Genomic DNA, 24,226 nt, shown 5'->3' with positions numbered 1-24,226 from the left:
CACTGCGTTGCCGTGCATTGTTGCCCGCCCGCGGTCCCGGGTAAGGTAAGGGTTACCTCACTGTCGATCACCGGGATCGGAGCGAGGCGCGCTTACGGAGGTGAACCCGCGTGTACGTCTGCTCCTGCTTCGGCATCACCGAGCAGCAGGTCCGCGAGCACGCGGACCGGGGTGCCTGCACGCCCCGCCAGGTCGCCTCCGCCTGCAAGGCCGGCACCGACTGCGGCGGCTGCGTCCGCCGCATCCAGGCGCTGCTGGGTCGCGGTGCGTGCCCCCGTCGCGAGCTGATCGACAGTGGCGTCCCCGACGCGCTGCGGCCGGAGTCCGAGCCGTGGAGCCAGGAGCCCGACGCGCTGGGTGCGGCATCCGGGCCGCTGGCCGCGGAGGCGGCCGCACCGGGGCCCGCGGACCTCCGGGCGGCCGCGTAGCCCCCCGGGGCACCCCGCCGGTGCGCACCGCGCCGGGCCGTCAGCTCGGCTGCTCGATCAGCTGGGCGATATAGAGCGCTTCCCCGAGCTTCTCGACCAGTTCCAGCTGGGTGTCGAGGTAGTCGATGTGGTGTTCCTCGTCGGCGAGGATGTCCTCGAAGATGTTGGCCGAGGTGATGTCCCCCTTGGCGCGCATGACCTCGACGCCGCGCTTGAGCCGGTCGATGGCCTCCACCTCGACCTGTCGGTCGGCCTGGAACATCTCGGTGAGGGTCTGGCCGACGCGGACGTGGAACAGCCGCTGGTAGTTCGGCAGTGCCTCCAGGAAGAGGATGCGGTCGGTCAGCACCTCCGCGTGCTTCATCTCGTCGAAGGACTCGGCGCGGGTGTACTTCGCGAGCTTCGGCCAGCCGAAGTTCTCCTGCATCTTGGAGTGCAGGAAGTACTGGTTGATCGCGGTCAGCTCGGCGGTCAGCTGCTCGTTGAGGAATTCGATGACCTCGGGGTCGCCCTGCATGTCTGCGGGCCCCTTTCACGCGAGTTCTGGGCAGGTGCCGCGCATCCTCGCACCGCGCCGAGCGGGCCGTCCAGTAAGTTCACACTTAGTACCAGTTGCCCGATTCCGTACCACCCTGGTCATCGGCACCCTTCGGGGTCTGACACCATGGAGGCATGGGTCAGCCGGAGAGTCGCGAAGAGGAGCCTGTGCTGCCTCCGGGACAGCGGCTGCAGCGTGGCTGGCCGGTGACGCACTACGGACCGGTCCCGAAGTTCCGCCCCGAGCGCTGGGAGTTCCGGGTCTTCGGCGCCACCGCCGACGGCGCCAAGCACTGCTGGACGCACGAGGAGTTCACGGCCCTGCCGTACACCACCGTCGTCGCCGATATGCACTGCGTCACCAAGTTCAGCATGCTCGGTGCCGAATGGGGCGGCGTGCTGACCCGGACCCTCCTGGAGCTGGCGCCGCCCGCGCCCGAGGCCACCCACGTGATGGTGTGGGCCGAGTACGGCTTCAGCTCGAACCTCAAGCTCGCCGACTTCGGCGCGGAGAACTGCCTCTTCGCCACCCACCGCTCCGGCGAACTGCTCACCGCCGAACACGGCTTCCCGGTCCGGCTCGTCGTGCCGCACCTCTACGCCTGGAAGGGCCCCAAGTGGGTCCGCGGCATCGAGTACATGACCGCCGACCGCCGCGGCTTCTGGGAGGAGCGCGGCTACCACAACCTCGGCGACCCCTGGCAGGAGCAGCGCTACTCCTACCAGGAGCAGCCGGGCGAGGGCCCGGAACTCTAGAGTCCGTCCGGGCCGCCCGCCGGTCCGGTGCCCGCTCAGGACACCCGCAGCTCCTTCAGCCGCGCCACGTCCGCGGCATGGCCCTCCTCGCCGCCCGGGGTCTCGATGACCAGCGGGACGCCGTCGGTCGCGGGGTGGGCGAACAGCTCGGCGAACGGTTCCGCACCGATGTGGCCGGCGCCGATGTTCGCGTGCCGGTCCTTGTGCGCGCCGACCACGTCCTTGGAGTCGTTGGCGTGGATCAGCTTCAGCCGGCCCTCGCCGGTGACCTCCACCAGCTCGTCCAGCAGCGCCTTCGTGCCGCCCGGCGCCGCCATGTCGTGCCCGGCCGCGAACGCGTGGCAGGTGTCCAGGCACACCCCGAGCCGCGGATGGTGGTCCAGCGCGTCGAAGTACGGCCCCAGGTCCTCCGCCAGCGAGCACAGCGAGGCGCCCTGGCCGGCCGTGGGCTCCAGCAGCAGCCAGGGGTCGTCGTCCCGCGTCAGCTCGTCCAACAGCGGCCGCATCTCCGCCCTGACCTGCGCCAATGCCGCCTCCCGCGGGCGCCCGCCGGTCGCCGAGCCGGTGTGCACGACCACCCCGAGGGCGCCGATGTCCCGGCCGCGACGCAGCGAGTGGCGCAGCGACAGCACGGACTTCTCGACCGTCGCCGCGGTGTGCGACCCGAAGTTGATCAGGTACGGCGCGTGCACGTAGGCGGGGATGCCCTCCTCGGCGCACGCCGCGCGGAACGCCGCGTCCTGCTCGGGACTGCCGGGCGGGGTCGCCCAGCCGCGCGGATTGGCGACGAAGACCTGGACGGCCTCGCAGCCGATCTGCCGGGCGTACGGCAGGCCGACCTTGGCCAGGCCGCCGGCCACCGGCACATGGCCGCCGACCGGATTGCGTGCGCGGGCGCGCTGCGCGGCGCCCTCGGGGGACAGGGGAGTACTCACCCTCCCAGGGTGCCAGGTGCCCGGCGGCCGTCCGCAGGGCACCTGGGACGGGCTACAGCGCGCCCTTCAACCGGATGGTGATCGTGCTGCCCTTGGGCGCCTTGTCACCGGCCGCGACCGACTGGGACGCGACCTTGTCCTGCGGGAACAGGAACGGCTTGTCCACCGTGACCTCGAAGCCGAGATCGGTCAGCGCCTTGGTGGCGTCCGCGGTGTTCTTGCCGCCGACGTCCGGGACGGTGACCATCTCCGGCCCCTTGGAGAGCGTCAGGGTCACCGTGTCGCCCTTGCCCAGCGTGGTCCCCGCGCCGGGCGACTGGCGGGCCACCGCGTCCTTGTCCTGCGGCGCGAAGACCGGCTGGTCGGCGAACTGGACGCGGAAGCCGGCCTGCCGCAGGGCCGCCGCGGCGTCCTCGCGCGCCGAACCGACCACGTTCGGCACGTCCGCCGGCGCGCCGCGGCTGACGGTGAGCGCCACCGCGGTGTCCGGCCGCCGGGTGCTGCCCGCCGCCGGGTCCGTACGGATCACCGACCCCTTGGCGACCTCGTCGCTGAACGCCCGGGTCTCGGTGCCCGGCACCAGGCCCAGGTCACGCAGCTTGCGCCGGGCGTCGGCGAGCGGGGTGCCGGCCAGGTCGGGGACGGTGACCTTCTCCGGGCCGCGCGAGACGACCAGGGTGACCGTGCCGTTGCCGCGGATCCGCAGGCCGGTCTCCGGCTCCGTCGCCATCACGTGGCCGCGTCGGACGTTGGCGCTGAAGCCGCGCTCCACCTTGATCCGCAGCCCCGCGTCGTGCAGCGCCTGCTGCGCCTCGGTCTGGGACATGTCCAGCACCGCCGGGACGCGGGTGAACTGGCCGACGTTGATGTACCAGACGCCGGTGCCGAGGCCCAGGACCAGCAGCACGGCCGCCACGATGGTGGCGGTCCGGCGCCGCCGGACCCGCCCGTCGGCCGGTGCCGCGGGCGGCGGCCGCAACCGGGTGGTCCGGCCGTCCGCCGGCGCGGCGTCCGCCGGCGGCACCTCCAGAACGCTGGTGCGGTTCAGCTCCGCCTGGTCCTCGACGGGCAGCGCCAGCTGTACGCCCGCCGGGCGCGGTATCACGTCGGTCCGCTCGTCGTCGTCCGACGGCTCCTTGGCCTGCGGCGGGACGAGGTCGAGCTGGGCGTCGGTCAGTCGCGTGCGGGCCGAGCGGGCCCGGGCGAGCAGTGCCACCGCGTCCTGCGGGCGCTGCTCGGGGGCGCGGGCGGTGGCCGCCACGACCAGCTCGTCCAGCTCGGACGCCAGGCCCGGCACCAGCTCGGAGGGCGGGGTGACGTCGTCGTGCAGATGGCTGTAGAGGATCTGCGCCGCGGAGCCGCCGGTGTGCGGCTTGCCGCCGGTGAGCATCTCGTAGAGCACCACGCCGCAGGCGTAGACGTCGACCCGGGCGTCCGCGGTGCCGTGCTCCATCTGCTCGGGGGCGAGGTACGAGACCGTGCCCAGGACCGAGCCGGTGGAGGCGGTGGTGTGCGTGTCCACCGCGCGCACCAGGCCGAAGTCGGCGACCTTGACCCGGCCGTCGTCGCCGATCAGGACGTTCTCCGGCTTCATGTCGCGGTGCACCAGCCCGGCGCGGTGCGCGGCCCCCAGCGCGGCCAGGATCGGCTCCAGGATGTCCAGCGCGGCCCGCGGCTGGAGGGCGCCGCGCTCGCGCAGCACGTCGCGCAGGGTGCAGCCGGCGACGTACTCCATCGCCAGATAGACGTAGGTGCCGTCGGTGCCCTGGTCGAAGACGCCGACCACGTTCGGGTGCGAGAGCCGGGCGACGGACTTGGCCTCGCGGATGAAGCGGTCGACGAACGCCTCGTCCACGGCCAGGCTCGGGTGCATCACCTTCAGGGCGAGCACGCGGTCCAGCCGGGTGTCCACGGCCCGGTAGACGGTGGCCATGCCCCCGGCGGCGATGCGCCCCTCGACGCGATAGCGACCGTCGAGCAGCCGGCCCACGAGAGGGTCCTGCAACGTCGTATCCACGGCAGACGAGTCTACGAGCCCGCACCGACACACCGGACGCCCCCGGCCATCCCCGCCGGGGACCGCAGCGGAACCGTGACAAGGGGGCGGACGGCGCGGCCGGGGCCCGGCGCGGAATAATCCGGGCCCGGCCGTAGTCGCACGAGGGGGTGGCGCCCGCGGCCGCGACGCCACACGGCACCAGAGGGGGACCCGATGACGACGCTCCAGATCGGCGCGCTGGCCCGGCGGACCGGCACCACCGAGCGGCTGCTGCGCTACTACGAGGAGCAGGGGCTGCTCAGCCCCCGGCGGACGAGCGCCGGCTACCGCCTCTACCAGGAGGCCGACGTCGCCCAGGTCCGCCGGATCCGCACGCTGCTGACCTCCGGGCTGAACACCGCCACCATCGCGCAGGTGCTGCCCTGTCTGCGCGACGACGACGGCCGGCTGGTGCCCACGTGCCCGCAGCTGGTCGGCGAGCTCCACCGGGAGCGCGCCCGGCTCACCGGCTCCATCGAGGCCCTGATGGCCTCCCGGGACCTGCTCGACGAGGTGATCACCGCCGCCCCCTCGGAGTTCACCGCCCCGCCGGAGTTCGCGGACGGGGTCGGGGCGGCGGACCGGGTGGGGGCGGCCGCCGGGCCGGCCTGAGCCCGCTGCCCGCCCCCCCCGCTCCCGCGGCGCCTAGAAGGCCGGCCGCTCCGGGTCCAGCTCCGCGACGCCGTCGGTGGGCGAGGACGCCAGCGCGAAGTGGCGGCGCGGGATCCGGCCCGCGCGGTGGGCCAGCCGGCCCGCCTCCACCGCATGCCGCATCGCCGCCGCCATCAGCTCCGGCTCCTGCGCCCGGGTCACCGCCGACGCCAGCATCACCGCCGCGCAGCCCAGCTCCATGGCGAGCGCGGCGTCCGAGGCGGTGCCCGCGCCCGCGTCCAGGACGACCGGGACGCCCGCGCGCTCGGTGATCAGCTGGAAGTTGTGCGGGTTGCGAATCCCGAGGCCGGAGCCGATCGGCGAACCGAGCGGCATGATCGCCGCGCAGCCCACGTCCTCCAGCTTCCGGGCCAGGACGGGGTCGTCGTTGGTGTACGGGAGCACGGTGAAGCCGTCGTCCACAAGGGTCTCGGCGGCGTCCAGCAGCTCCACCGGGTCGGGCAGCAGGGTCCGCTCGTCGGCGACGACCTCCAGCTTGACCCAGTCGGTGCCGAGCGCCTCCCGGGCGAGCCGGGCGGTGAGCACCGCCTCGCCCGCGGTGAAGCAGCCGGCGGTGTTCGGCAGCACCCGGATCCCGTTCCGCTGCAGCACGGACAGCACCGAGCCCTGCACGGTCGGGTCCAGCCGCCGCATGGCGACCGTCGTCAGCTGCGTCCCGGAGGCCAGCAGCGCGCGCTCCAGGACGCCGAGGCTGGGCGCGCCGCCGGTGCCCATGATGAGCCGGGACCGGAACGAGGTGCCGGCGATGGTCAGCGGGTCGGCGTCGGTGGCGGGTGCCGCCGGGGCGGTCCCCCGCTCCACTGCGGTGTCGGCCATGGCCATGATCAGCCTCCCTGCACGGCGGTGAGCACTTCGACGCGGTCGCCGTCGCCGAGCGCGGTGGTGGACCACTGGGTGCGCGGCACCACGGTCTCGTTGACCGCGGCGGCCACCCCGGCCGACGCCCGGGACAGCGTGGCGACCAGCCGGTCGAGGGTCAGCCCGGCCGGGATCCGGCGGGCCGCCCCGTTGACCGAGACGGACACCTCGGCGCCCTCGGGGACATCGGAGGCATCGGGACCAACGGGGCTGCTGGGGGTACCTGGGGCGCTCATACGGGCTGCTCCTCAAGGGCGCGGGCGCACGCTGCCCCCCGGGTGGTGGGGGAGAAGCGCGCGGGGGAGAAGGGGCGGGCCTCTTCCGGGACGGTTCCGGTGGCCAGCACCTCGGCCATCACGTCACCGGTGACCGGCGTCAGCAGCACGCCGTTGCGGAAGTGGCCGGTGGCCAGGTGGAGGCCGGGCAGCTCGGTCGGCCCGAGCAGCGGCGCGTTGTCGGGGGAGCCGGGACGCAGCCCGGCGCGGCTCTCGGTCAGCGGCAGTTCGGTGATGCCCGGGACCAGCTCGTGGGCGTCCCGCAGCAGTTCGTAGACGCCGCCCGCGGTGACCGTGGTGTCCCAGCCCAGCTCCTCGCTGGTGGCGCCGAGGACCAGTTCACCGCTCTCGCGGGGCACGAGGTAGACGGGATTGCCCCGGACGACGGCCCGTACGGTGCGGGAGAGGAACGCCCGGCCCCCCGGGGGCGGGGCCGGCAGCCGCAGCCGCAGCACCTGTCCCTTGACGGGCCGCACCGGTGGCCGCACCGCCTCCGGGACCCCGGCCAGCCGGCCGCTGTGGCTGCCCCCGGCCAGGACGACCTGACCGGCCGCCAGCCGTGTCCCGTCGGCGAGTTCGGCGCCCGCGGCGCGCCCGCCGGCGGTCGTCAGGCGCTCCGCCGACGTCCGGTGGAAGACCACCCCGGCCCGCTCGCAGGCGGCCAGCAGGGCGTCCGCCAGCCGCCGCGGGTCGACCTGGTGGTCGCCGTCCACCCGGAGGCCGCCGCGCACCCCGGGGGCGAGCATCGGCTCCAGTCGGCGGCATTCGCGCCCGTTCAGCCACTGCGAGTCCAGGCCCGAGCGGACCTGGAGGGCGTGCAGCTCCCTCAGGTGGGCGCGGTCGTCGGCGTCCAGCGCGACGGCCAGGGTGCCGCACCGCCGGTAGCCGATCCGCTGTCCGCTCGCCTCCTCCAGTTCCTCCGTGAAGCGCGGATACCGGTGCGCCGAGGCCAGGTTGAGCCCCAGCAGGGTCTCCTCGCCGTAGTGCAGTTCGGTGACGGCGGCCAGCATGCCGGCCGCGACGGCCGCCGCGCCGCCGCCGGGCGCAGGGTCCGCCACCGCGACCCGCAGTCCGCGGCCGGCCGCCCGCCAGGCGGTGACCAGCCCGATGATGCCGCCGCCGACGACCAGCACATCGGGGTGCCGGCCCGCGGGCCGCGACGGGTCCGTTGGTGTGGTGGATGGATGCATGGGCGTCCAGCCCCTCCCTTCGCCGGCATGACCCGGATCAGGTTCGTACGGTCGGAGGCCGGCCAGCCTCCCTCTCAGCCCGGTGCGTCCGGGCTCCCGCGAGTGCGTCAGGCGCCACCCTAATACGGGCCGCGACGCGCCGTAAGGGAGCGCCGCCGGACCGGACCCGGTCGGCACGGCGCGTGACGCTGTGTCAGAGATCTCCTTGCGCGCTGCTGCGGGCCGCGTCGTCCGCCGTCCTAGAGTGAGCGGGTGAGCGAGCAGAGCAAGTCTCCCCAGGACCCTGACCGCACGCCGCGCGTGGTGATCGTCGGCGCGGGGATGGCGGGTGTGCAGACCGCCGTGGCCCTGCGCGAACAAGGCTGGCGGGGAGCGATCACGCTCCTCGGCGACGAGCCCCACCAGCCTTACGACCGCCCCCCGCTGTCCAAGGCGGTGCTGCTCGGCAAGGCCGACGGCTCCGCGTTCGACATCGACTTCGCCGGCCTCGGCATCGACCTCCGCCTCGGCAGTCCGGTCACCGCACTGCGCCCGGACGCGCACGTCGTCGAGACCGGCCAGGGCCCGATCCGCTACGACCACGCGGTCATCGCCACCGGCGCCGAACCGATCCGGCTGCCCGGCAGCGAGGGCCTGGCCGACGTCCACCTGCTGCGCACCCTGGACGACGCCGAGCGGCTGCGGCCGGTGCTCGCCGCCCAGCACCGGATCGTGGTGGTGGGGGCCGGCTGGATCGGCGCGGAGTTCGCCACCGCCGCCCGCGAGGCGGGCTGCGAGGTCACCGTCGTCGAGGCCGCCGACCACCCGCTGGCCGGCGCCCTGCCCGCCGCGGTCGCGGCCTACATGACCGGCTGGTACGCGGACGCCGGGGCCGACCTGCGCACCGGCGTGCGGGTCGACTCCGTCACCCCCGGCGCGGTGACCCTCGCCGACGGCACCACCCTGCCCGCCGACGCCGTCGTCGTCGGGATCGGTGCCCGGCCCGCCACCGCCTGGCTGGCCGGCTCCGGCGTCGCCCTCTCGCCCGCGGACGGCTCGGTCCTGGCCGACGAGCGGCTGCGCACCTCCGCCCCCGACGTCTACGCGGTCGGCGACTGCGCCTCCTTCCCGTCGGCCCGTTACGGCACCCGGCTGCTGGTCCACCACTGGGACAACGCCCTCCAGGGGCCCCGCACGGTGGCCGAGGACATCGCCCAGGGCGCGGCGGAGGGCACGGTCTACGACCCGGTGCCGTACTTCTGGTCCGAGCAGTTCGGGCGGTTCGTGCAGTACGCCGGTCACCACGGGGACGCCGACGAACTGGTCTGGCGCGGCGATCCGGCCGGTGCCGCCTGGTCGGTGCTGTGGCTCCGCGGTGCGGGCGCCGGCGACGGGGCGGGGCGGCTGGTCGCGCTGCTGGCGGTGGGGCGCCCGCGGGACCTGGCCCAGGGGCGCCGGCTCATCGAGCGCGGTGCGCTGCTGGACCGGGAACGGGCGGCGGACGCGACCGTTCCGCTCAAGTCGGCGGTCCGGTAGCGCGGTCCGCGGCCGCCCGGGGCTCACCCGGCGGTGTGCACGCGCCGCCCGACGGCGATGCCCGGGTACCGGCTGTCAGTGGGAGGTGGCAGGCTTGTCCTGTGACCGAGATTGACGCAAACATCGATGGACTCGTCCCCGCCTGGCTCACCCTCCCCGACATCGCCGAAGAACTCGACATCGAGGTGACCCGCGTGCGGCAGCTGGTGAAGGAGGGCCAGCTCATCGCGGTGCGCCGCGGCGAGAACCGCGTGCTCCAGGTGCCCGCCGAATTCATCAAGGACGGCAAGGTCGTCAAGGGACTCGTCGGCACGCTGACGCTCCTGCGGGACGACGGCTTCGCCGACGAGGAGATGCTGGAGTGGCTCTTCACCGCGGATGACACCCTGCCCGGCACCCCGGCGCAGGCGCTGCGCGAGAATCGCGGCACGGAGGTCAAGCGCCGGGCCCAGGCACTGGCCGTCTGACGCACCCGCGTCCCGCAGCAACCGCACCACGCATCCGCAACCGCATCCACGCGGCGTACGGACCGGCCCCGGCCGGTCCGTACGCCGCCGACGAGGGGGGAAGCCGCCCGATGACCACCGTTCGACAGGCCCTGTCCGACGCCCGGCTCTACCTGTGCACCGACGCGCGCACCCGCCAGGGCGACCTCCCGCAGTTCCTGGACGCGGTGCTGGCCTCGGGCGTGGACATCGTCCAGCTGCGCGACAAGGGCCTGGAGGCCGGCGAGGAGCTGCGCCACCTGGAAGTCTTCGCGGACGCCTGCCGGCGGCACGGCAAGCTGCTCGCGGTGAACGACCGCGCGGACGTCGCCCACGCCGCGGGCGCCGAGGTGCTCCACCTCGGCCAGGGGGACCTGCCGGTCCCGGCCGCCCGCGCCCTCCTCGGCCCGGAGCCGCTGATAGGCCGCTCCACCCACGCCGAGGCCGAGGTGGACGCCGCGCTCACCGAGCCCGGCGTCGACTACTTCTGCACCGGCCCCTGCTGGCCGACCCCGACCAAGCCCGGCCGGCACGCCCCCGGCCTGGACCTGGTCCGGTACGCCGCCGCACGGAACCCCGAGCGCCCCTGGTTCGCCATCGGCGGGATCGACGCCGGCAACCTCGACGAGGTGCTGGCGGCCGGCGCCCGCCGGGTGGTGGTGGTCCGTGCCCTCACCGAGGCCGACGACCCGGGTGCGGCGGCCGCGGAGCTGGCCAAGCGGATCCGGAGCTGGTCCGCCTGACGGGGCCGGCCGGTGCCCGCCGGGAGACCGTCGGATGACCACGGGATGGCCGCGGGATGTCCACGTACTGGACAGCAGCCGCATCAACCAGGCATTACCTCGATGTCGGTTGGTGTCCGTCCGGGGTGTGGTTAACCTGCCCGTATGGCCCTAGGTACAGCTTCCACCAGGACTGATCGCGCACGAACCGTGCGCGACCTGCTTGCTTCCGGCAAGCGATCCTATTCATTCGAGTTCGCCGCCCCGAAGACCGAGAAGGGCGAGCGGACGTTGTGGAACGCCATTCGCCGCATCGAGGCCGTCGCCCCGACCTTCGTGTCGGTGACCTACGGCGCCGGCGGTACCTCCCGCGACGGCACGGTCCGCGCCACCGAGCGCATCGCCACCGACACCACTCTCACCCCGGTCGCCCACCTGACCGCGGTCAACCACTCCACCGCCGAGCTCCGCAACATCATCGGCCAGTACGCCGACGCCGGGATCCGCAACATGCTCGCGCTGCGCGGCGACCCGCCGGGCGACCCGATGGGCGAGTGGGTCCGGCACCCCGACGGCATCGGCCACGCCGCCGACCTGGTCCGGCTGATCAAGGAGTCCGGCGACTTCTGCGTCGGCGTGGCGGCCTTCCCCGAGATGCATCCGCGCTCGACGGACTGGGACACCGACATCCGGCACTTCGTCGACAAGTGCCGCGCGGGCGCCGACTTCGCGATCACGCAGATGTTCTTCTACCCGGAGGACTATTTCCGGCTGCGGGACCGGGTCGACGCCGCGGGTTGCCCCACGCCGATCATTCCGGAGATCATGCCGGTCACCAACGTGCGCCAGATCGAGCGGTTCGCGCAGCTCAGCAATGCCGCTTTCCCGCCGGAGCTCGCGGAGCGCATCCTCGCCGTCAAGGACGACCCGGCGGCGGTACGCTCCATTGGCATCGAGTACGCGACGGACCTGTGTGCGCGCTTGATGGCCGAGGACGTGCCCGGGTTGCACTTCATCACCCTGAACCACTCCACGGCGACCTTGGAAATCTACGAGAACCTGGGGCTGCACCAGCGGCCCTGACCACGCTTGGCCGGCATCCGGCGGAAGAGGGGCGCATATGGGCTGGATGATCCTCTACATTGCGTTCGCCCTGGTCGCTCTGTGGCTGCTCGGTGAGGTCCTGTTCCAGCACAAGGCGCCGGTGCGCTGGCGGTTGCTGGCACTGTGCGGCTTCCTCTGCGTGGTGGCCGGCGTGCTCATCCCGTCGGTCATCGTGATCGCGCTGGGCGCCATCGCCTTCGCGATCGGGCAGACCTTCGTCACGCTCTCCGTCCGCCGCGGCTACGAGGAGGGCTGGACGATCGGCGGGCGGCCCAAGCCGAACCGCCGGCGCCGCGCCCGCTCGTCCCGCGCCCCCGCCGCCGGGCCGAACCTCCAGGTCTCCGGGCTGACGGAGGAGACGGCCCCGGCCGCCGCCGACGCCGCCGCGGAGACCCCGCCGGGCGGCCACGGCGGCTACGGCGGCCATGGCGAGGACGGCGGCCACGGCGGCTACGGCGGCCATGGCGAGGACGGCGGCCACGGCGGGGACGGTGCCGGGAGCCCGGACCCGTACCAGCCGCTGCCGGACGCGCCCGGCCCCGGTGAACCGCCCGCCGCCGCCCCGGACTTCTTCGAGTACGGCCAACCGGACGCCGCCACCGTCTACGCGCCCCAGCCGCTGCCGGACGAGACCGGGGCCTACGGCGTCTACAGCCCCGACGCCCGCCCCGACCCGTTGGCCGCCCCCGCCTCGTACGACGTCTTCGGGAACGCCACCGCGGACGGCGACGGCAACGGCCAGGGCTACGGCGGGGGTTACGCCCCGACCACCGGCCAGGACGGCTACGCCGATCCCTACCCCGCCTACGACCAGGGCGCCTACCACGGCGGGCAGGCGCCCTACTCCGACCCGTACATCGGCACCCAGCAGTACGCCGCGCACTACGACCCGTACGAGGAGCCCGACCCGTTCGGCCAGGGGCAGTATCAGACCGGGCAGTACTACGACGGCCTCGGCGGGCAGCCGGCGCAGCACTACGGGCAGGAGTACCACCCCGAGACCCCGCCCGACGGCGTCTGGGTGCCGCAGCAGCGCGAGACCGGGCACCCGGCGGAGCAGCCGACCTACCCGCCCCCGCAGCACCCGGGGTACGACGAGCAGCGGTACCACTACTGAGCCGCGGGCTGCTGAGCGGTGCGGCTCCTGAGGAGGGGGTGACTCGGCCGCGGGGTTGGTGAACTCCCGCCGCCGCGGCCCGAGTCGAGGCCGGTCCCGGCGCTGCCGGGCCGACCGGCCTCAGCCGGGTCTTACTCCGGTCTCACTCCGAGCCGTGCCAGTCGTCGCCGTTCACGATCAGGCCGGCGACGATCGCCCCGGACATCCCGGCGTGCGCCAGCCCGCCGCCGGGGTGGGACCAGCCGCCGACGGTGTAGAGCCCCGGTATCCGGGTGCGGTTGCCGGGCCGCAGGAAGCGCCCCTCCCGGCCCGCCAGCGCCGGGCCCGGCACCGGCCCGCCGCCGGTCGGCGGCAGGACCTCCCGCCACAGCACCCGCTCCCGCAGGCCCGGCACCGCCGCCTCGGCGCTCTCGACCAGCCGGTCCGCGTCCTGCTCCAGGGCCTCGGGGTCCAGCCAGTCGACCGGACCGTGCGGGGCGACGGTGGCGGTGAGGGTCACCGCCTCGTGGCCGTCGTCGGGCCGCGTCGCGGGGTCGTCGGGGCGCAGCACCGTCACCGTCGGTCGGGCACAGGGGTCCCGCAGGTCCTGCCCGTCGCCGAAGACGGCGGCCAGCTCCGCGCCGCGGTCCGCGGCGTGGACCACCGTGCGGTGCACCGTGTCCGCCGGGCGGGCGCCGCGCAGCGCCAGGCAGACCGTCAGCCGCGCCGGAGCCCGGTCGCCCGGCCCCGGGTCGGGGCGGACGTCACCGTCGTTCCAGGGCTCGCGGCCCGCGCAGAGCTCCGGCAACCCGGCCGGGTCGACGCCCGCGACCACGAACTCGGCGTCGGCCACCCGGCCGTCGGCCAGCTCCACGCCCGCGGCCCGGCCGTCCTTCTCCAGGATCCCGGTCACCTCGGCGCCGAAGCTGAACTCCACCCTGCGCGCCCGGCAGCGCTCGTACAGCGCGTCGGCCAGCGCCCGCATCCCACCGCCCACGTACCAGCTGCCGAAGGTCTGCTCCATGTACGGCAGCACGACGGCGCTGGCCGGGGCGGTGCGCGGGTCGAAGCCGTACGCCAGGGCGTGGCTCTCCAACAGGGCGATCAGCCGGGGGTCGGCCAGCTCGCGCCGGGCGACCTCGGCGAGGGTGGCGGTGGTCGGGCCCTTGCCTCCGCCCAGCCCGAACAGGCCGCGCCGGCGCACCGCCGGATACGGGTCGCGCCCCAGCACCCGCCAGTCCGCCCACAGCGGCTCCTCCAGGAGCGGTCGGCGGGTGGCGTCCCACGCCTCGCGGGCGCGGACCAGCAGGGCGCTCCAGCGCTCGCCGCGGCCGGCACCCAGCGCCTCGTCCAGGGCGGTCAGGACACCGGCCCGGGAGGCGTTCGGCAGCGTCGCGGAGGTGCCGTCGGCGAAGACGTGCCGGCTCGCGGGGTCGACCTGGGTCAGCTCGACGCAGCGCTCCAGCGGCTCGCGGCCGGTCTTGACGAACAGGTCGCGGTAGACCGCCGGCAGGTGCAGCAGACCGGGGCCCGTGTCGAAGGCGAAGCCGTCCCGCTCGAACCGGCCCAGCGCGCCGCCGTACGTCGCACCGCGCTCGAACACCGCCACCCGGTGGCCCGCGACGGCCAGCCGGGCGGCGGCCGCCATCGCGCCCATCCCGGCGCCGATCACCGCAATCCCTGCCATGCCTGCGACTGTATCCGGCGGCACTGACAACGCCGCCGACGGCCGGTGCCCGGTCCGGGCGCCGGACGGGCTCAGGCGGCCGGTGGCGCGCTGCCGGCGGCCGTCGCGAGCCGCTTCTCCGCGCGCCGTTCCCGCCGGCGCAGCAGGTACCGGCGGATCCGCGACCACAGGAAGATCACCACCGCGATACCGGCGGCCAGCAGCACCGCCGCGATGCCCGCCGCGATCCACGGGTGGAACAGCGCGAACGCGACGATCCCGGCGACGCCCAGGTCCTCCGCCAGGCTCAGCACGATGTTGCTGGCCGGCTCCGGCGAGGTGTTGACCGCGATCCGGGTGCCCGCCTTGACCAGATGGCTCACCAGCGCCGTGGAGCCGCCCACGGCACCGGCCGCCAGCTGCGGCAGCGACCCGTCGTGCCCGGCCAGCAGCGCCGCCACCACACCGCCGGCGATCGGCCGGACCACGGTGTGCACGGCGTCCCAGACGGAGTCCACGTACGGGATCTTGTCGGCGATCGCCTCGACCAGGAAGAGCAGTCCGGCGACGATCAGCACATCGGGGCGTTCCAGCGCGGCGGGGACCTCGTCGGAGACGCCGGTCGCGCCGAGCAGGCCGAGGAGCAGGACGACGGCGTAGGCGTTGATCCCGCTCGCCCAGCCGCTGGTGAAGACCAAGGGAAGTACGGACACGTCGCAGATCGTAGGCGGTCCGAGGGGGCCGCCGCCCGGCTGATGGGGCGGGGTGCTCAGCTTTGAGTATCCGTACTCAGACGCCGAGATGAGTAGGTACGCGGATGGGCCGGGATCCGCCCGGACGGAAGAGTGGGGGCCACGGACGGGAAGCGGCGCCGCACCGCCGACACGGGGCGGCGGAGCGGTGCGGCTCCCCGGACGGAACGGGGGAGTACGGGGGAGTACGGGGGAACGACGGGGGCGGCGCTGCCCTGGTCGGATCGATCGGGGGAACGATCCGTGCCAGGGCAGCGCCCATGTCCGTTCGGGGCCGGGCTCCGGGGGCGAGGGGCGGACCGCCGCTCCCTCAGGCCGGGCGGCCGGTGACCCGCCCCTGGAGGAGCCGCGACAGGGCCGCGTGCACGTCGTCGATCGACCGGTCCGGCTGGTACGACTGCCAGTCCAGGGCGGCCACCAGGACCATCCCGAACAGCGCCGAGGCGGTCAGCGGGATGTCGATCTCCTCGCTGAGCTCCCCGCCGGCCACGGCCTCCCGCAGCACGTTCTCCACCACCGTGATGGCCCGCGCCCGCACCACCATGAGGGTGGACTGCCAGGCCCGGTTGGTGCGCCACAGTTCGGCGACGTAGAGCTGGGTGAGGGCCGGGTAGCGGGCGATGAAGTCCAGGCCGGCCCGGATCATCGCGTCCAGGGCGTCGACCTGGGTGCCGCCCCGGTCGGTGACCGCGTCGGCGGCCGTCTGGAGGGAGGACGCCAGCAACTCGATGCCGTGCCGCAGCAGCTCCTCGAAGAGGACGTTCTTGCTCGCGAAGTTGTAGTACACGGTGCCCTTCGCGACCCCCGCCCGTTCGGCGATCTCGTCCACCGTGGTGGAGGAGAAGCCCTGTTCGGCGATGAGCGTGACCGCGGCTTCGAAGAGCTTGCGCCGGGTCGCGTCGCGGCGTGTGTGGGAGCTGTCCATAGGGGCGATTGTGCCGGTCGAGGCTGTGTGCGCGCTCACAGGCTCAGCTCCGGGTGGAGGTCCTTCATGCGCACCACCTGGCGGCCGCGCGCCGCCAGGGAGGTCAGCGCGAGCGCCCCGAGGGTGAACGCCGCCAGCACCGCACCGCCCTGCCACACGGGGGCCAGGTCGCCGCCCGTGATGAGCCGGCGCAGCCCCTCGACGATGTAACTCATCGGCAGGTAGGGGTGGATGGCCTCGAAGAAGCCCGGACTGGTCTGCACCGGATAGGTGCCGCCGGCCGACGTCAGCTGGAGCATCAGCAGCGCCAGGACGAGGATCCGGCCGGCCGGCCCGAACTTCGCGTTCAGCCACTGCACGATCGCCGAGAAGCAGGCCGTGACCAGGACCAGGAAGCCGAGCGTGCCGGCCGCCCGGGCCATCTGAAGGCCGAGCGCGAAGTGCAGCACGGACATCAGCGCGGCGGTCTGGAGCACCCCGATGCCGAACACCGGCAGCCATCCGGACAGTGCCACCCGCCAGGAGGACGCGCCCATCGCCAGCGCCCTCCGGTTGAGCGGCGGGATCAGCATGTACGCCACCATCGCGCCGACCCACAGGGACAGCGGGATGAAGTACGGGGCGAACCCGGTGCCGTAGTTGGGCGCCTTGTGGGCGGCGCCGGACGCCAGCTGCACCGGGTCGGACATGACCAGGGTGCGCGCGTCGCGCTCCTTCTTGCCGTAGTCGGGGATCTGCTTCACCCCGTCGTGCAGCCCGCCGGCCAGCTGTGCCGAGCCGTCGGAGAGCTTGAACATCCCGCCGTCCAGCGTCTGCGCGCCGTCCTTGAGGCGGCCGACGCCGGCGTCCAGGTCGGCCATCCCGGAGGCGGCGCGGCCGGTGCCGTCGTGCAGCTGCCCCGCCCCGTCGTCGAGCCGGTCCGCACCGGCGGCCAACCGGGCGTTGCCCGCGGCCAGTTTGCGGGCGCCCGCGGAGACCTTGTGGGCGCCGGCGTTGAGGTCGTTGATCTTCTGGACCGCGGCGTCCATGTCGGCCCCGAGGGTCGGCCCGTGCGCGGCGAGTTCGAGGGCCAGGGAGTGCAGGGTGTCCAGGTCCCGGCCGAGCTGGTCGAGGTTCTTCTGGTCGTGGACGTAGCCGCTGACCTCCTCGGCGGTGTCCGCCGCGGCGGCCGCCTGCTCGGTGATGCGCTTCAGTTCGGCGCAGTCGGTCTCCAGGGTGACGCCGCTGCCGCAGCGCAGCCGGTAGTACGTGTCCAGGTGGTCGGACAGGCCCCGGGAGAGCCGTGCGCCGGTGTCGGCCGCGCCGGGCAGCTTGTCCAGGTGGTCGCGCACCGCCTGGGCGCCGTCGGCGACCAGCTGCGCGGCCTCGCCGATCTCCTTGCCGTGCGCCCGGACGAACGGCCCCACCTTGGCGACGACGCCGTTGACGGTGTCGGCGAGCTGCTGGGTGCCCTGGGCCACCTGCCCGGAGCCGTCGGCCAGTTGGCGTGCCCCGGTGGCGGCGGTGCCGGCCCCCTTGGCGAGTTCGGCGCTGCCCTGGTGGAGCCGGCCCGCGCCGGCGTCGAGGTCACCCAGGCCGTCGACCAGCCGGGCGCTGCCGTTCTTGGCGGTGCCCAGGCCGTCGGCCAGTTTGCCGGTGCCGTCCTTCGCCTGCCCGATGCCGTCCTTGAGCCGGTCCGCGCCGTCGGCGGCCTCCTCGGTCTTGCCGTGCAGGGTCGAGAACGAGACGAAGATCTTGTCGAGGAAGGTCCGCGACGCCTTGGCCGTGGCCGCCGCGCGCACCTCGGAGAAGACCGTCCGGGAGATCTGCCCGACGATGTAGTTGTTGGCGTCGTTGGTGCGCACCTTCAGGGCGCCGGTCTCCGGGTGGGCCCCGGAGCTGGAGGCGATCCGCCGGCTGAAGTCCCGCGGGATGGACAGCGAGAGGTAGTACGTGCCGTCCTCGACGCCCCGGCCGGCCTCCTGGGCGTCCACCTGGTGCCAGTCGAAGGTGTGGCTGTCGCGCAGCCCGGCGACGATGCCGTCGCCGGCCGCGATGTGCTGCCCGCCGACGTCGGCGCCCCGGTCGTCGTTGACCAGCGCGACCGGGATCCGGTCCAGCCGGCCGTAGGGGTCCCAGAAGGACCACAGGTAGAGCGCGCCGTACAGGAGCGGCAGCAGCAGGAGCGCGGCCAGCGCGGCGCGCGGCAGCTTCCCCCTCCCGAACCGCTTCAGCTCAAGCGCGGCCAGCTTCGGCGAGCGCATCGGCCGCCCCCTCCTCGTCGTGCCCGCCGTCCTCGGGGGCGTCGGCAGCGTCCGGTTCCGGGCGGCCGGTGCGTACCAGGACCACGCCCGCGAGGTCCGCCGGCGGCTCGCTGCACACCGCGAGCACGGTGGTGCCGGCCTCCGCCAGTGCCCGCAGCAGCGCCCAGGCCGCGGTGCGTTCCGCGTCGGACAGCTTCAGGTCGGTGTCGTCCACGGCCAGCAGCCGGGGGCCGCCGATCAGCGCCAGCGCCACGGACAGCCGCAGCGCCTCCAGCCGCTCCAGGTCGCGCACGGAGGTGCGGATCCCCTTGGGCAGCGCCGCCACGTCCAGTCCGGCAGCGGTCAGCGCGTCGTCCACCAGGGCGCGGGCCTGCGCCCGGCGTTCCCGCCGGGGGCGCAGCAGCGTACGGAGGGAGGCGCCGAACCGGCCCTGCAGCAGGGCGCGTTCACGCAGGTGCTCGCCCACGGTCAGGGCCGGATCGAGCTCGGCGACCCCCGGCACGTGGGCGAGCGCGGTGCGGGACCGGACCGCGGCCATACGCTGGGGCAGCGGCAGCCCGGCGACCTCGGCGGTGCCCGCCGCGGGCTTCATCCGGCCGGTGAGCGCCAGCAGCAGACACGTGCGACCGGACCCCGACGGGCCCGGTACGGCGATCAGCGCGCCGGGTTCCGCCGTGATGTCGAGGTCCCGGAACGCCCATCCGCGGGGGCCCTTGACCCCGAATCCCGCGGCCGTGACCGCCGCCCCGTGCGGGGTGCTGTCCACGATCCCCTCCTTTGCACTGACTGGTCAGTTCAAAGTAGGGATCCGTCCCACCCTCCGCAAGGGGTTCGCCGAAAATCCGCGAAACCCCGTTCCGGATCCGCCGACCCGATGTCCGTTTTCCGGCGAAACCGCAGGTCAGGGTCGATTGTCAGTGGTGTGCCGCACGATGGGTGCATACGGTCCGCATCGGCCCGCCGGTCCTCGACCGGCGGGCGACGACAGGAGGTTCGTCATGGCAGCTCGTCCCGCCGCGGGCAGCTCGACTGCGTACGGTCCCCCGAGCGATGTCCACCCCGTCCTGCGCCGGGCGGCCGCGCCGCCCGCCGCCCTCGATCTGCTCACCAAGGCCCAGCACGGCCTCGACGAGGCCGAGACCCTGGAATCCGCCAACGAACGGTTCGCCACCGCCCACCTGGCCGCGCTGCGCGCCGCGGCCGCGGTCCTCGCCGTGCGCGGCCGGCCGGAGCCCACCGCGCGCCGTCGGAAGACTATCCGGAGCGCCTGGGAGGTGCTGCCCGAGGTCGCCCCCGAACTCTCCGAGTGGAGCGCCCTGTTCGCGGCCGGCGCCGACCGCCGGGCCAGGGCCGAGGCCGGCATAGCGGGCGCGGCCACCCGGCGCGCCGCCGACGACCTCCTGCGGGACGCCGGGATGTTCCTCCGCCTCGTCGAGCGGATGCTCCGGCTCCAGCCGGCGCTGCCCCCGCAGCGGGCCGGGACCCCCGGCGCCGGCTGGGGGAAGACCGGCTGACGCCCGGACCTGCTGCGCCGCGCGGGCCGGACGCGGCACCCGCCGGATTACGGAATAGGGTGGTGAACGACTGGATGTTCATGCCCCGCCGAGGAGCCACCCACCGTGTCTGACCCGCTGCGCCCGCGCGCCTCCCTTCGTACCGCCGTGGTCTGGGACGTCCTCAAGGACGCCCTGGAGCGCCGGGTCAAGGCCGCCGGGCGCGACGCCCTGGACGTCCTCGACACCGGCGGCGGCAGCGGCAACTTCGCCGTCCCGGTGGCCCGCCTCGGCCATCACGTCACCGTCGTCGACCCCAGCCCCAACGCCCTCTTCGCCCTGGAGCGCCGGGCCGCCGAGGCCGGGGTCGCCGACCGCATCCGAGGGGTCCAGGGCGACGCCCACGGCCTGTTCCAGGTCGTCGAGCGCGGCGGCTACGACGCGGTGCTCTGCCACGGCGTACTGGAGTACGTGGACGACCCCGCCGAGGGCCTGCGCAACGCCGTCGGCGCGCTGCGCCCCGCCGGCACCCTCAGCCTGCTCGCCGCCGGTCTGGGCGGGGCGGTCCTCGCCCGCGCCCTGGCGGGCCACTTCACCGAGGCCCGCCGGGCCCTCACCGACCCCGCGGGCCGCTGGGGCGAGGGCGACCCGGTGCCCCGCCGGTTCACCGCCGAGCAGCTCACCGACCTGGTCACCGCCACCGGCCTCCAGGTCGGCGCGGTGCACGGCGTACGGGTCTTCGCCGACCTGGTCCCCGGCGTCCTCGTCGACACCGAGCCCGGAGCCGTCGACGCCCTGCTGAAGCTGGAGGCCGCCGCGGCCGAGCAGCCCGCGTTCCACTCCGTCGCCACCCAACTCCACGTCCTGGCCGAGCGCGACTGACCGGGCCCCGGACGCGGCGGCCGCACCTCCGGACCGGCGTACCGGGGGCGGCCTCGGTCGCGGGCGGGACCGGTACGGCGGCCGGGAGCACCGCCGGCGCAGCCCCGGCGACGCCCGCGGGCACCGCGTGCGGTCGACCACAGGCCACCCGAACAGCCGCTTCGCCCCGTATGATCGGGGTACGACGCTCCGGCATGACGGACTGGCGGGTGGGGAATGCAGCCAGCATCACCACCGCACCGCCGCGGCGGTGCGGACGGTGAATTGGCGTAGAGGGGCGGGTTTCACGGGGGCGATTCCCTGCCTATCCTGAAAGGGTCGCACCCGGTCGCCCCCCGCGACCGACGAGTAGGAGGACTCCGTGCCGCTCTCGGAGCACGAGCAGCGCATGCTCGAGCAAATGGAGCGAGCGCTGTACGCCGAAGATCCCAAGTTCGCGACAGCGCTTGAGGGAAGCGGGCTGCGTACGTACACCCGGCGACGGGTCTACCAAGCGGTCGCGGGCTTCCTGGTGGGTATCGGCCTGCTCATGGCCGGAATGGTCGCGCAGCAGATCTGGTGGGTCAGCGTCGTCGGCTTCCTCGTCATGCTCGGCTGCGCCGTGCTGGCCGTCACCGGCTGGCGCAAGGCCCCCAAGCCCGGTGAGCGGGGTGCGGCCCCGGGCGGGCCGCAGACGCGCCGCCAGGTCCGGCAGCGCCGCTCGATGATGAACCGCATCGAGGACCGCTGGCAGCGCCGCCGCGACGAACAGCAGGGTCACTGACAACCGGCCCCTGCGCCCGGATCCCGCCATGCGGTCCGGCTCGGATCCAGCCAAGTCTCTGACGCCCGTCCGCGGCCTGCGCCCGCCTCTGCGCCCCGGCAACGGCGCACGCGCGGGCATCGGACCGTCCATGTGACTTCCGTGGTGTGGCCCCCGAGGGATCGGGGGCCACACCCTTTTCTTCTCGTGCCTGCCACTCTTCCTGTGCCTGCCCCTCTTCCCTCGCTTTCCCCTCTTCCCTCGCTTTCCCCTCTTCCCGTGTCCCGTGTCCCGTGGCGTGTGTCCGGCCTGGGCCGTGCCCGTGACGTGCGCTTCCGCTGGTCACCACGGGGGCAGCCGTGCCACGCGCCGGGCGGCGGGCCGCCTACGGGAGTGCGAGGGGGCCGTCCGAGCCCGGCGACGGCGTACCGGACCCCGGCGCCGCGCCCGGGGCGGGCCGTCCGCCGCGCCGGACTACGCCCGCCTGCCGCGCCGCCGCGCCGCCGTCCGCAGTGCGTCCGCCGCCCGCCGGGCCGCGGCCGCCGGGCGGCTGTCCCGGCAGCGCAGCCGCAGGGCCGACCAGCGGACCGCCCAGGACCAGCGCAGACGGGCCGCGGAGCGCGGGGCGAACCGGGCCCGAAGCCGGAGCGCGCGGGGCGCGCCGTCCCGCAGACCGGTGTGCACCCGCCGGACGTCCGCGGCGAGGCCGGCCGCCGGAACCGGCTGCGGGGCGTACAGCACCTGCTCGACCGCCGTGGCGACCCGCTGGGCGGCCGCGGCGGCGTCGGGGGACAGTTCCCCGACGCGAATGATCCGGGCCACCGCCGCGCGCGGCGTCAGCGACTCGTCCGGGAGGATGCCGAAGTCCCAGCCGGTGTCGACCAGCTCCTGCCAGGCGGCGAGAGGGTCCGCCGCGGCGGCACCGTCCGGACCGCCCGCCAACCGCCGGGCGCGGGCCCGGGCCCGCCACCGCAGCGGGACCGCGGGCAGCACCACGACCAGCAGCGCGGCGAGGGCGAGGAGGCTGAGCACCCCGGGGGAGAGGCCGCCGTCCGGCGGGCCGGCAGTCGGCACCGCGGGCATGGCCGCGCACTCCGGCCCGGCCCGCCGCTCGCCGGGGCCGCAGGAGGGGGCCGCGGACGGCCCGGTCGAGGGCACCGCGGTCGGCCCCGGCGCGTGGTCCGGGCCGCCCGGACCGGTCGGCTGCGAGGTGTCCGGAAAGGCGTAGTCCGGGACGCTGCCGCGGCTCGGGGTCGGCTCGAAACGGGTCCAGCCGACGCCCTGGAAATACAGCTCGGGCCAGGCGTGCGCGTCCTTCAGGCTCACCGACGTCGTACCGTCGGGCTGCCGGGTGCCCGGGGTGAAACCGACCGCGACCCGGGCCGGGATGCCCAGGGTGCGGGCCATCGCCGCCATGGAGAACGAGAAGTGGACGCAGAAGCCCTCCTTGTCCTCCAGGAAGCGGGCTATCGCCTCGGTGCCGCTGCCCGCCCGGACCTCGGTGTTGTAGCTGAAGCCCCCGTAGAGCGCGAACCAGTCCTGGAGCTTGACCGCCTTGTCGTACGCGGTGCGGGCGCCGCGGGTGACCTGGCGGGCGGTGGTGCGGACGATCGGCGGGAGGGAGTCCGGGACCTTGGTGTACTCGCTCCGCAGGGCGGCGGGCGGCGGCGGGGCCGCGGCCAGCTGGTGGGCGGTGGGCCGCACCTGCAGGCTCTCGACCTGGTACTGGAGGCCGTGGGTGTTCTGCCCGCGGTCGCCGACCAGGGTGCGGCCCTCGGGCTCGAACCGCCAGCGGCCGGGGATGTCCACCTTGGCCGCCGGATAGGGGAGCGGCAGCCAGTTCTGGGCATACCACTGAGCGGTGGACAGGGAGGTGTTGACGCGGGTGACGGACACGTCGGAGCTGAGGCCGGGCGGCCGCGGCAACTCCGCGGGAACGTCGGTGACCGTGCGCTCGGACGGCTTCCAGGCCGTGCCGTCGAACTGGTCCAGGGCGACGATCCGCAGATACATCTCGCGGGTGTCGGCCGCGGTCGTGCGGTAGTTGAGGACCTCGCGGTCCTCCGGTTGGTTCAGGCTGTCCTGGAGCGAGACCAGGGGGTTCACCGCGGAGATGGTGCCGCCCCCACCACCCGGGCCGGTGCCGTCGGCGGTCGGGCCGAGCAGCCCGGCGCCCAGCGACGGCAGCACGGCGGGCACCAGCAGTGCGATGCCCAGTGCCAGCGCACCGATCCGGCGGCCCCGGCGGATCGGCAGCCGGCCGCCCGGGTCCGTTCCCGGCCGACCGGCCACCGGGCCGCCGAACACCCGCCCCCACTGGGAGAGCCGGTCGCGGCCCTCGGCGAGCAGGAGCAGCAGATAGCCGGCGGCCGCCACGACGAACCACAGCCAGCCCGCGCTGCTCTGGGACAGCCCCGCTGCCACCGAATACAGCGCGAGCAGCGGCAGCCCGGCGGGAGCGGCGCTGCGGTAGGTGACCGCCGTCGCGTCCACGACCAGGCCGATCAGCAGCACCCCGGCGACCAGCAGCAGCCGGATACCGGGCGTGACCGGAGCCGGGATGGCGTACCGGCCGACGTCCCGGACCCCGTCCCGCACCAGGTCGACCAAGGCGGTGACGGCGTCCGGACCCGGCAGCAGCCCGGCTATCGCCTGGCCGCGGGCGAACACTACGGTCAGCAGCAGGACGGCCGCCAGCGCCTGTGCGCCGACGGTCAGCGGCCGGGCCAGCGGGACCCGCCGACCCAGCGCACCCACCCCCGTCACCAGCGCCAGCATCAGGGCCGCCTGGAAGAACCAGGTGATCGGGTCCACCAGCGGCAGCAACGCGCTCCCGGCGCACAGCGTCGCCACCATCGCACACAGCGCCAGCCGCGCCCGCCCGCTCATGCCGAGAGCTCGCTTCGCTCGCC

General features: G+C 74.6%; 23 protein-coding genes and 1 riboswitch. Of the genes, 11 read left to right on the top strand and 12 right to left on the bottom strand.

What is annotated here, in order from left to right; translation table 11 throughout:
- Positions 1-110 precede the first annotated feature (110 nt).
- Positions 111-428 (top strand): bacterioferritin-associated ferredoxin, encoded by a 318-nt coding sequence (locus tag CG747_RS09455; protein ID WP_100601202.1) that lies wholly within the window; start codon positions 111-113, stop codon positions 426-428.
- Between the two features lie 40 nt (positions 429-468).
- Here the strand turns inward: CG747_RS09455 and bfr are convergent, their stop codons facing one another.
- The gene (gene bfr / locus CG747_RS09450; RefSeq protein ID WP_100601201.1) at positions 469-945 is read right to left on the bottom strand and encodes a bacterioferritin; all 477 of its coding nucleotides are present in this window, start codon (positions 943-945) and stop codon (positions 469-471) included.
- 155 nt (positions 946-1,100) lie between these two features.
- Here bfr and CG747_RS09445 point away from each other — a divergent pair, with 155 nt between their 5' ends.
- A complete protein-coding gene (locus CG747_RS09445) occupies positions 1,101-1,721 on the top strand; it encodes a sulfite oxidase-like oxidoreductase (RefSeq protein ID WP_100601200.1) in 621 nt (206 codons plus the stop codon).
- 35 nt (positions 1,722-1,756) lie between these two features.
- Here the strand turns inward: CG747_RS09445 and CG747_RS09440 are convergent, their stop codons facing one another.
- Together CG747_RS09440 and pknB are read right to left on the bottom strand one after the other, a co-directional pair.
- On the bottom strand, positions 1,757-2,656 hold the full coding sequence (locus tag CG747_RS09440) for a deoxyribonuclease IV (RefSeq protein WP_100601199.1): 900 nt from the start codon (positions 2,654-2,656) through the stop codon (positions 1,757-1,759).
- A gap of 52 nt (positions 2,657-2,708) precedes the next feature.
- The gene (gene pknB / locus CG747_RS09435) at positions 2,709-4,673 is read right to left on the bottom strand and encodes a Stk1 family PASTA domain-containing Ser/Thr kinase (RefSeq protein WP_257980300.1); all 1,965 of its coding nucleotides are present in this window, start codon (positions 4,671-4,673) and stop codon (positions 2,709-2,711) included.
- Positions 4,674-4,868: 195 nt separating this feature from the next.
- Here pknB and CG747_RS09430 point away from each other — a divergent pair, with 195 nt between their 5' ends.
- A complete protein-coding gene (locus CG747_RS09430; RefSeq protein WP_100601197.1) occupies positions 4,869-5,306 on the top strand; it encodes a MerR family transcriptional regulator in 438 nt (145 codons plus the stop codon).
- A gap of 33 nt (positions 5,307-5,339) precedes the next feature.
- On the opposite strand, the gene CG747_RS09425 is transcribed toward CG747_RS09430, so the two are convergent.
- From CG747_RS09425 to thiO, 3 genes are all read right to left on the bottom strand, one after another.
- Positions 5,340-6,182 carry a thiazole synthase gene (locus tag CG747_RS09425; RefSeq protein WP_100601273.1) on the bottom strand — a complete coding sequence of 281 codons (843 nt, stop codon included), beginning with the start codon at positions 6,180-6,182 and terminating at the stop codon, positions 5,340-5,342.
- A gap of 8 nt (positions 6,183-6,190) precedes the next feature.
- On the bottom strand, positions 6,191-6,391 hold the full coding sequence (thiS, locus tag CG747_RS09420) for a sulfur carrier protein ThiS (protein ID WP_100601196.1): 201 nt from the start codon (positions 6,389-6,391) through the stop codon (positions 6,191-6,193).
- 65 nt (positions 6,392-6,456) lie between these two features.
- Positions 6,457-7,689, bottom strand: a complete 1,233-nt coding sequence (thiO, locus tag CG747_RS09415; RefSeq protein WP_180985455.1) for a glycine oxidase ThiO — start codon at positions 7,687-7,689, stop codon at positions 6,457-6,459.
- Positions 7,687-7,799, bottom strand: a riboswitch (TPP riboswitch). Its footprint overlaps the gene before it by 3 nt.
- A 142-nt stretch (positions 7,800-7,941) precedes the next feature.
- Here thiO and CG747_RS09410 point away from each other — a divergent pair.
- The 5 genes from CG747_RS09410 (at position 7,942) to CG747_RS47860 (ending at position 12,632) form a co-directional block, all read left to right on the top strand.
- Positions 7,942-9,204: an NAD(P)/FAD-dependent oxidoreductase gene (locus tag CG747_RS09410; RefSeq protein WP_257980298.1), complete on the top strand. Its 1,263-nt coding sequence runs from the start codon at positions 7,942-7,944 to the stop codon at positions 9,202-9,204.
- A 101-nt stretch (positions 9,205-9,305) separates the two neighbouring features.
- Positions 9,306-9,671 (top strand): Rv2175c family DNA-binding protein, encoded by a 366-nt coding sequence (locus tag CG747_RS09405; protein ID WP_100601193.1) that lies wholly within the window; start codon positions 9,306-9,308, stop codon positions 9,669-9,671.
- A 110-nt stretch (positions 9,672-9,781) separates the two neighbouring features.
- Positions 9,782-10,432: a thiamine phosphate synthase gene (gene thiE / locus CG747_RS09400; protein ID WP_100601192.1), complete on the top strand. Its 651-nt coding sequence runs from the start codon at positions 9,782-9,784 to the stop codon at positions 10,430-10,432.
- 144 nt (positions 10,433-10,576) lie between these two features.
- Entirely contained in the window at positions 10,577-11,494 is a 918-nt protein-coding gene (gene metF, locus CG747_RS09395; protein WP_100601191.1) for a methylenetetrahydrofolate reductase [NAD(P)H], read from the top strand.
- A 46-nt stretch (positions 11,495-11,540) separates the two neighbouring features.
- Positions 11,541-12,632 (top strand): hypothetical protein, encoded by a 1,092-nt coding sequence (locus CG747_RS47860; protein WP_257980297.1) that lies wholly within the window; start codon positions 11,541-11,543, stop codon positions 12,630-12,632.
- 142 nt (positions 12,633-12,774) lie between these two features.
- Here CG747_RS47860 and CG747_RS09385 read toward each other — a convergent pair whose 3' ends face one another.
- The 5 genes from CG747_RS09385 to CG747_RS09365 all read right to left on the bottom strand — a co-directional run bounded on the left by CG747_RS09385 (position 12,775) and on the right by CG747_RS09365 (position 18,963).
- Positions 12,775-14,298, bottom strand: a complete 1,524-nt coding sequence (locus tag CG747_RS09385) for an NAD(P)/FAD-dependent oxidoreductase (protein ID WP_180985454.1) — start codon at positions 14,296-14,298, stop codon at positions 12,775-12,777.
- A gap of 71 nt (positions 14,299-14,369) precedes the next feature.
- The gene (locus CG747_RS09380) at positions 14,370-14,990 is read right to left on the bottom strand and encodes a DUF4126 domain-containing protein (protein ID WP_100601188.1); all 621 of its coding nucleotides are present in this window, start codon (positions 14,988-14,990) and stop codon (positions 14,370-14,372) included.
- A gap of 349 nt (positions 14,991-15,339) precedes the next feature.
- A complete protein-coding gene (locus CG747_RS09375; RefSeq protein WP_100601187.1) occupies positions 15,340-15,954 on the bottom strand; it encodes a TetR/AcrR family transcriptional regulator in 615 nt (204 codons plus the stop codon).
- 35 nt (positions 15,955-15,989) lie between these two features.
- Positions 15,990-18,197, bottom strand: coding sequence for a YhgE/Pip family protein (locus CG747_RS09370; protein WP_100601186.1), 2,208 nt, complete (start codon positions 18,195-18,197; stop codon positions 15,990-15,992).
- Positions 18,169-18,963, bottom strand: coding sequence for an ATP-binding cassette domain-containing protein (locus tag CG747_RS09365; RefSeq protein ID WP_100601185.1), 795 nt, complete (start codon positions 18,961-18,963; stop codon positions 18,169-18,171). Before CG747_RS09365 ends, CG747_RS09370 begins: the two co-directional genes overlap by 29 nt.
- Positions 18,964-19,195: 232 nt before the next feature.
- On the opposite strand from CG747_RS09365, the gene CG747_RS09360 reads away from it, so the two are divergent.
- The 3 genes from CG747_RS09360 (at position 19,196) to CG747_RS09345 (ending at position 21,335) form a co-directional block, all read left to right on the top strand.
- Positions 19,196-19,711, top strand: a complete 516-nt coding sequence (locus tag CG747_RS09360; protein WP_100601184.1) for an SAV_6107 family HEPN domain-containing protein — start codon at positions 19,196-19,198, stop codon at positions 19,709-19,711.
- A 105-nt stretch (positions 19,712-19,816) separates the two neighbouring features.
- Positions 19,817-20,572, top strand: a complete 756-nt coding sequence (locus tag CG747_RS09355) for a methyltransferase (protein WP_100601183.1) — start codon at positions 19,817-19,819, stop codon at positions 20,570-20,572.
- Between the two features lie 361 nt (positions 20,573-20,933).
- Positions 20,934-21,335, top strand: a complete 402-nt coding sequence (locus tag CG747_RS09345) for a DUF3040 domain-containing protein (protein ID WP_100601182.1) — start codon at positions 20,934-20,936, stop codon at positions 21,333-21,335.
- 453 nt (positions 21,336-21,788) lie between these two features.
- Here CG747_RS09345 and CG747_RS09340 read toward each other — a convergent pair whose 3' ends face one another.
- The gene (locus CG747_RS09340) at positions 21,789-24,203 is read right to left on the bottom strand and encodes a DUF3488 and transglutaminase-like domain-containing protein (protein WP_100601181.1); all 2,415 of its coding nucleotides are present in this window, start codon (positions 24,201-24,203) and stop codon (positions 21,789-21,791) included.
- Between the last annotated feature and the right edge of the window lie 23 nt (positions 24,204-24,226).

Origin of the sequence: Streptomyces sp. CB02959, from assembly GCF_002803155.1 — a bacterium.
GTDB lineage: Bacteria > Actinomycetota > Actinomycetes > Streptomycetales > Streptomycetaceae > Streptomyces.
This window is presented reverse-complemented; position numbering and strand designations above follow the sequence as displayed.